A 7,180-nucleotide genomic window follows, 5' to 3' on the forward strand; every position below is an offset into this window, starting at 1 on the left:
AAGCCCAGGACGGAAACTTTCGTCCGGGAGGGCGGCGAGGGAGCCTGATCGCAAGGAAACGTGCCGGCATCCGCAGCGATCCGCGAGGAATCGCTGGGCGGCAGGGTGAATCAGGTATTGGTCGGGCTGACGTCCATTTCGTGGTAGCGAACGAAGCGCGCGCGCTTCTTCCAGCGGTATCCCAGCCAGATCGCCAGGAACAGCGGCAGGCTGATGTAGGTGGCGAGGAGGCCGATCCAGTCGATGCGTTCGCCCACCAGCGCCTGGTAGTTCTGCCCGAGGGTGATGACCATGCACAGGGCGAAGGCGAACAGCGGGCCGAAGGGGAACAGCTTGGCCCGGTAGGGCAGGTCTTCCAGGCGGCCGCCCTGGGCCAGGTAGCCCTTGCGGAAGCGATAGTGGGAGATGGCGATGCCCAGCCAGGCGATGAAGCCGCACATGCCCGAGGTGTTCAGCAGCCATGTGTAGACGGTGCTGTCGCCGAAGGCCGAAGTGAGGAAGCACAGGGCGCCGACCAGGGTAGTGGCGTACAGCGCATTGCGTGGCACGCCGCTGCGCGAGACACGGGAGAACAGGCGCGGTGCCTTGCCCTCGAGGGCGAGGTTGTAGAGCATCCGGGTCGAGGCGTACATGCCGGAGTTGCCGGCGGAGAGGATCGCCGAGAGGATCACCGCGTTCATCACTCCGGCCGCCGCGGCGAAGCCGGCGCGCTCGAAGAGCAGGGTGAAGGGCGACACGCTGATGTCGCTGGCATCGTTCTTCAGCAGGTTCGGGTCGGTGTAGGGAATCAGCATGCCGATCACGAAGATCGCCAGGATGTAGAACATCAGGATGCGCCAGAACACCTGGCGAATGGCGATCGGGATGTTCTTCCGCGGATTTTCCGATTCACCGGCGGCGATGCCGATCAACTCGGTGCCCTGGAACGAGAAGCCGGCGATCATCGCCACCCCGACCATTGCCTGGAAGCCGCCGACGAAGGGCGCGTCGCCCATGGTGAAGTTGCTGAAGCCGGGCGACTCCACGCCATGCATGATGCCGAAGATGGTCGCCAGGCCGACGCCGATGAAGATCACCACCGTGACTACCTTGATCAGGGCGAACCAGAATTCGCTCTCGCCGAAGCCACGCGCGGAAATCACGTTGAGGCCGAACATGATGCCCAGGAAGATCGCGCTCCAGTAGATGCCCGGCACCTCGGGGAACCAGAAACTCATCACCAGTTGCGCCGCCACCAGTTCCGCGGCAATGGTCACCGCCCAGTTGTACCAGTAGTTCCAGCCGAGGGCGAAACCGAAGCCATCTTCGACGAACCGGCTGCCATAGGTGCAGAACGAGCCGGAAACGGGCATGTAGGCGGCCATCTCGCCGAGACTGGTCATGAGGAAGTACACCATCAGCCCGATCAGGGCGTAGGAAAGCAGCGCACCGCCGGGCCCGGCGGTGGCCACGGTGGCCCCGGAGGCGACGAACAGCCCGGTGCCGATGGAGCCGCCGATGGCGATCATGTTCAGGTGGCGCGGCTTGAGCACCCGCCGCAGTTGCTGGCCCTGGCTGGTGTTCAGGTCAGTCATCGGCGGCCTCCCGGCGGATGGTCACGGAAGGGGCTGGCTGCGGGCGTGCGGGCAGGGAGAGGAAAAGCTTCATTCACAGGGTTCCAGGCAGAAATCAGGAGCGACGGGCGGAGTAGATGCGGAAACCGTCGCCTTCGGCGAGTGTCCGGCAGGGGCCGAGGTGGCGTTCGATCAACGGCGGGTACTTCAGGAAGCTGTTGGCGACCAGGCGCAGTTCGCCGCCCGGCGCCAGGTGCTCGGCGGCGCGTTGCAGCAGGCGCTCGGAGGCCTGGTAGTCGGTGTGCACGCCCTGGTGGAAGGGCGGGTTGCTGACGATCGCGGCGAGTTCGCGCGGCGCGCCGTCGATGCCGTCGGCGGCGATCACTTCGCCGTCCAGGCCGTTGGCGGCGAGGGTCAGTCGGCTGCTCTCGACAGCGAAGGCGTCGACGTCGAGCAGAGTCAGGCGACTGGCGGGGTAGCGACGCTTGAGGACCGCCCCGAGTACGCCGGCACCGCAGCCGAAGTCCAGCAGATGGCCGCCGGGCAGGGCTTGCAGTTGCCCCAGCAGCAGCGCGCTGCCGCGATCCAGGCGGCCATGGCTGAACACCCCCGGCAGGCTCACCACCTGCAGCTCGCCATCGGCCAGCGGCAGGCTGTAGCGCTGGGCCAGGGCGTGCAGGTCGGGCTCGGCCGGCGCCTGTTCGATACGCACCTGCCAGAGCTGGCAATGCCGCGCGCTATCCAGTTTGCGGGGCTTGCCGTAGGCGGCCAACTGCTTGCTCGCGCGCTCGATCCCGCCGCGCTTTTCGCCGACCAGGAAGAGTTCGCCGCCGGGCAGGCGGGCGGCCAGGCTGGCCAGCAGGTAGTCGGTCAGTTCGCGGGACTTGGGCAGGAACAGAACGGCCGAAGTCCAGGCGCCGGTCGGCGCGCGCGTGTCGAAACGGCTACGGTCGGGGAAGCGGGCGTCCAGCTGCGCCTGCTCGCCGGCGTGCCAGCTCCAGCCCTGGGCCTGCGGTAGCTCGGCGAGCAGGTCGTCGGCGGGCAGGCCGGCCAGCAGCAGCGGGGTCGCGAAGAGGTGGCGCTGGCGCAGCAGCACTTCACTGCGAGGGTCCATGCGGGCTCCGGAAAAAATGGGAAATCTTAACAGGCTTGGGCCTGGCATACCCGCATGGATTGTCGGCGAGGATCGCCGTTCATCCGTGCGCGGTGCCCGCAGCGACGTATCAGCCGGCGTTGACTACCCGCAGGGCGCGCCCGGCCTTCCATGCCTCTGCGTTTTCCGCCAGTTGGCCGACGATGCGCTGCCGCGCCTCGCGACTGCCCCAGGCGTTATGGGGGGTGACGATCAGGCGCGGGATGTCGGGGGCCAGCAGCGGATTGCCGTTTCTCGGCGGCTCGACGCTGAGCACGTCGGTGGCGGCGCCGCCCAGGTGGCCGCCGCGCAGGGCGTCGGCCAGCGCCTGTTCGTCGACCAGGCCGCCACGGGCGGTATTGACCAGGAAGGCGCCAGGCTTCATCAGCGCCAGTTCGGCGGCGCCGAGCATCCCGCGGGTGTCCTCGGTCAGCGGGCAGTGCAGGGTCAGGGCGTCGACCCGTGGCAGGAGTTCGCCAAGCGGCAGGCGGTCCGCCCGGGCGGGCCGTCCTGGCAACTGACCGAGCAGCACGCGCATGCCGAACGCCTCCGCCAGCCGCGCCACCGCCCCGCCCAGTTCGCCATGGCCGAGCAGGCCGAGGGTCTTGCCTTCCAGTTCGACGATGGGGAAGTCCAGCAGGCAGAACTGGCTGGATTGCTGCCAGCGGCCGCTGCGTACCGCCTGCTGGTAGTCCGGCAGGCGCGTAGCCAGGGCCAGTAGCAACGCGAGGGTGTGCTGGGCTACCGAGGGCGTGCCGTAGCCATGGCAGTTGGCGACGACGATACCGCGCTCGCGAGCGGCAGCGAGATCGATGTTGTTGGTGCCGGTAGCGCTGACCAGGATCAGTTCCAGCTCTGGGCAGGCGGCGATGCATTGCGCGTCGATCGGCGCCTTGTTGCTGATCGCGACCCGCGCACCGTGCAGCCGCGCGGCGACTTCCTGCGGTTGGCTGGCGGCATGCAGTTGCAGCTCGTCGAAGGCGGCGCGCAGGGGGCGCATGTCCAGGTCGCCGAGGTCGAGGGAGGCATGGTCGAGGAAAACGGCGCGCAGGGCATGGCTCATGGAAGGTTCCTTGGCGGCAGCGGACGGGGGCTGCCTAGCCTAGCAAACCCGCGTGCCAGGGAGGTCTTCCGGTTTTCTTGACAGTGATTATCCCGAAAGTATTGTCGGTTTTTTGACGGTATTACATATTTAACCTCCGTAGTGTCATTTTTGAGTCACTCCGACGAACGGTCGCCCTTTCAAGTGGACAATTTTTGATCTGAAAGGCATTTTTTTGGCACACAAGGCGCAATGTGAATTGCTTCTCAGATTTTCGTCATTTAACTGACGAAATGCAGTGCTGGAAAACTGACGTGCGCCACGCAGATAGGGAGATTTTCATGGTCCGTCCGGATAGCCAGCGCGGCAAGCGCACCTCTTCGAAAGCTGGTAGGGAAGGGCGTTTCGTCCTTGCCGCCAGCAGCACCCTCATGTTCGCCATCGCCAGCATCAACGCGGCCATGGCGGCACCTACCGGTGCCCAGTTCAACCCCAACGAGATCAAGATCAGCCAGCAGGGCAAGACCACGCTGATCGACCAGAGCACCCAGCGCGCGATCATCAACTGGAAGGGCTTCGACGTCTCCGCCGACGAGGCGGTGCGCTTCAACCAGCCCGGTGTGACCTCGTCGACCCTGAACCGGGTCACCGCAGGCCAGGAAAGCGTGATCGCCGGGCGCATCTCCGCGCCCGGCCAGGTGATCATCTACAACTCCAACGGCGTGGTCTTCAGCGGCTCGGCCAAGGTAGACGTGGGCTCCCTGATCACCACCACGGCGAACATCAGCGACGAACACTTCCGCCAGGGCAAGCTGATCTTCGACCAGCCCGGAAACCCCGACGCGCGGATCGTCAACGACGGCAGCATCAGCGTCGCGGAGAAAGGCCTGGCGGCCTTCGTCGCGCCGTCCGTGGCCAACAACGGCGTGATCAACGCCCGCCTCGGCACCGTGGCGATGGCCGCCGGCAATGCCGCGACCATCGACCTCTACGGCGATGGCCTGGTGTCGATCGCCGTGACCGACCCGGTTACCCGCAAGCCGCAGGATGCCCAGGCGCTGGTCAGCAACGGCGGCGCGATCCAGGCCGACGGCGGTAGCGTGCTGATCACCGCCGAGCAGGCTTCCCGGGTGGTCGACAACGCGGTCAACCTGTCCGGCGTGATCCTTGCCCGCGGCACCGAGGTGCGCGAGGGCAGCGTGGCGCTGGTAAGCAAGTCCGGGGACATCCAGATCGCCGGCAAGATCGACGTCAGCGGTCCGAAGAACGGTGGCGACGTGCTGGTCAGCGGGCAGCAGGTGGCCCTGGCGAGCACCGCCAGCATCGACGCCCGCGGCGCCGCGCAGGGCGGCAGCGTGCGCATCGGCGGCGACTTCCAGGGCCGCGGCGAGCTGCCACGAGCGAAGAACGCTACGCTGGCCAAGGGCGCCAGCATCGACGTCTCGGCTACCGGCAAGGGCAATGGCGGCCTGGCGGTGGTCTGGTCCGACGGCAATACCCGCATGGACGGGCGGATCCTCGCGCGCGGCGGCGCCCAGGGCGGCAACGGCGGCCTGGTGGAGACCTCCGGCAAGGTCAACCTGAGCATCGCCGACAGCGCCTACGTCAGCGTCGCCGCACCCTACGGCAACGGTGGCACCTGGCTGCTCGACCCTACCACCCTGCGCATCGTCGCCTCCGGCGGCACCTCAGGTTCGGTGGGGGGCGCCAACGGCGCCAGCGGCGATGCGACGGTGAATGCCTCGGTGGTCACCGGGGCGCTGGCAGGCGGCAAGGTGACCCTCAGCGCCAGCGACCGGCTGTCGGTGGAAGCGCCGCTGATCACCAGCAACCTGGGCGGCGCCAGTCGCGGCCTGGAACTGATCGCCACCGGACCTGCCGGTGCGGTGGATATCTCTGCGCCGATCCTGTTCCGCAACGGCAGCCTGGCAATCCGCGCCGGCGGCAACATCAACTTCCTCAGCGGCGGCACGCCGCAGACCAGCGGCATCGTCGACCTGGGTAGCGGCACCCTGTGGATGCAGACCAGCACCGCCGGCAAGATCAGCCAGCAGGCCGGTACCGCGCTGATCGCCGCCAACCTCGCCGGCCGCGCCGGTAGCATCGACCTGGCTTCCTGGGACAACTACGCCGGCAACCTGGCGCTGCAGACCTTCAACGGTACGCTCAAGTACCGGCAGAGCAACGCCACCGGCGTGACCACGAGCGGCACGGTGTTCGATCCGTTCATCAACCAGAGCATGACCGGCACGGCGCAGAACATCGTCTCCAGCGTCGGCACGCGGATTCTCGAGGCCAACAGCGTCGGCACCACCGGCAACTACACGCTGACCGCCGACGGCAACAGCGAGTTCGACCGCCTGGTGTTCACCGCGCTGCCCTATCGGCGGGTCAGCGGTTCCGCCAGTTTCCCGACCAACGACTCGTCGGACTACCTGGTGACCAACCTGCGCTACCAGGTCAACGGCAGCAACGTCACCGCCACCCCGAACGGCGGTGCGCCCAGCGGGTTCACCGTCGCCGCCGGCAACGGCAGCGTCACCACCTGGACCGGAAACTGGGGCACCAGTTGGGGCGTCAAGGGCTTCGGCGGCGTGATCGGCGTGACCGACGAACTGCAGTACGACGTCGGCACCGGCCTGACCGAGGAACTGATCTTCGGCCTCGGCGGCAAGACCAGCCGCGTCGATACTCGCCTGGACCTGTTCATGCGCGAGGGAGCGTTCAACAGCTTCGCCGAGCGCGCCCAGGTGGAGATGTTCAAGACCACCACCACTGCCGGCGACATCCTTTCCCGCCAGCAGACCGCCACCCTGACCGCCAATGACGCTACCCGCGTCTACGGTGATGTGAATCCGACTCTGACGGCCACGATGTCCGGCATCAACGCCATCGACGCCTACGTCAACAGCCAGTTCAACGACCTCTACCAGGCGACCGCCAGCACCACGGCGACCCAGGCGTCGAACGTCGGGCAGTACGCGATCACCGGTAACGCCAATGGCAGCGAGTATTTCAGCCAGCGTTACCAACTGGTGCGCCAGGACGGCAAGCTGACCGTCACGCCGGCGCAATTGATCGTCAGCGCCGACGCCAAGACCAAGGTCTATGGCGACGCCGATCCGACCCTCACCTACCAGGTCAGTGGCCTGAAGAACAGCGATACCGCCGCCGGCGTGCTGAGCGGCAACCTCGGCCGGGTGGCCGGGGAGAACGTCGGCAACTACGGGATACTTCAGGGCGGGCTGGGCCTCAACACGGCCAATTACACCCTCAGCTACGTCGGCAACGACCTGCGCATCACTCCGGCGCAACTGAACGTGATCGCCGATGCCAAGACCAAGGTCTATGGCGACCTCGATCCGGCGCTGACCTATCAGGTCTCCGGTCTCAAGCGCGGCGATACCGCCGGTGCCGTCCTCAACGGCGGCAGCCTGAGCCGCGTGGCTGGCG

The 7,180-nt window shown here is 66.9% G+C and carries 3 protein-coding genes and 1 pseudogene; 1 reads left to right on the forward strand and 3 read right to left on the reverse strand.

The window, feature by feature from the left end; translation table 11 throughout:
• Nucleotides 1-110 precede the first annotated feature (110 nt).
• From HMPREF2581_RS07975 to HMPREF2581_RS07985, 3 genes are all read right to left on the reverse strand, one after another.
• Nucleotides 111-1,574, reverse strand: a complete 1,464-nt coding sequence (locus HMPREF2581_RS07975; RefSeq protein WP_003114709.1) for an amino acid permease — start codon at nucleotides 1,572-1,574, stop codon at nucleotides 111-113.
• Between the two features lie 94 nt (nucleotides 1,575-1,668).
• A complete protein-coding gene (locus HMPREF2581_RS07980) occupies nucleotides 1,669-2,667 on the reverse strand; it encodes a class I SAM-dependent methyltransferase (protein ID WP_003141607.1) in 999 nt (332 codons plus the stop codon).
• Nucleotides 2,668-2,776: 109 nt separating this feature from the next.
• Nucleotides 2,777-3,748, reverse strand: a complete 972-nt coding sequence (locus HMPREF2581_RS07985; RefSeq protein ID WP_003094919.1) for a 2-hydroxyacid dehydrogenase — start codon at nucleotides 3,746-3,748, stop codon at nucleotides 2,777-2,779.
• A 320-nt stretch (nucleotides 3,749-4,068) separates the two neighbouring features.
• Here HMPREF2581_RS07985 and cdrA point away from each other — a divergent pair.
• Nucleotides 4,069-7,180: pseudogene (cdrA, locus tag HMPREF2581_RS07990) on the forward strand (two-partner secretion system adhesin CdrA); the annotation flags it as partial.

It is taken from the genome of Pseudomonas sp. HMSC057H01, assembly GCF_001836405.1.
In the GTDB taxonomy this organism is placed as follows: domain Bacteria; phylum Pseudomonadota; class Gammaproteobacteria; order Pseudomonadales; family Pseudomonadaceae; genus Pseudomonas; species Pseudomonas aeruginosa.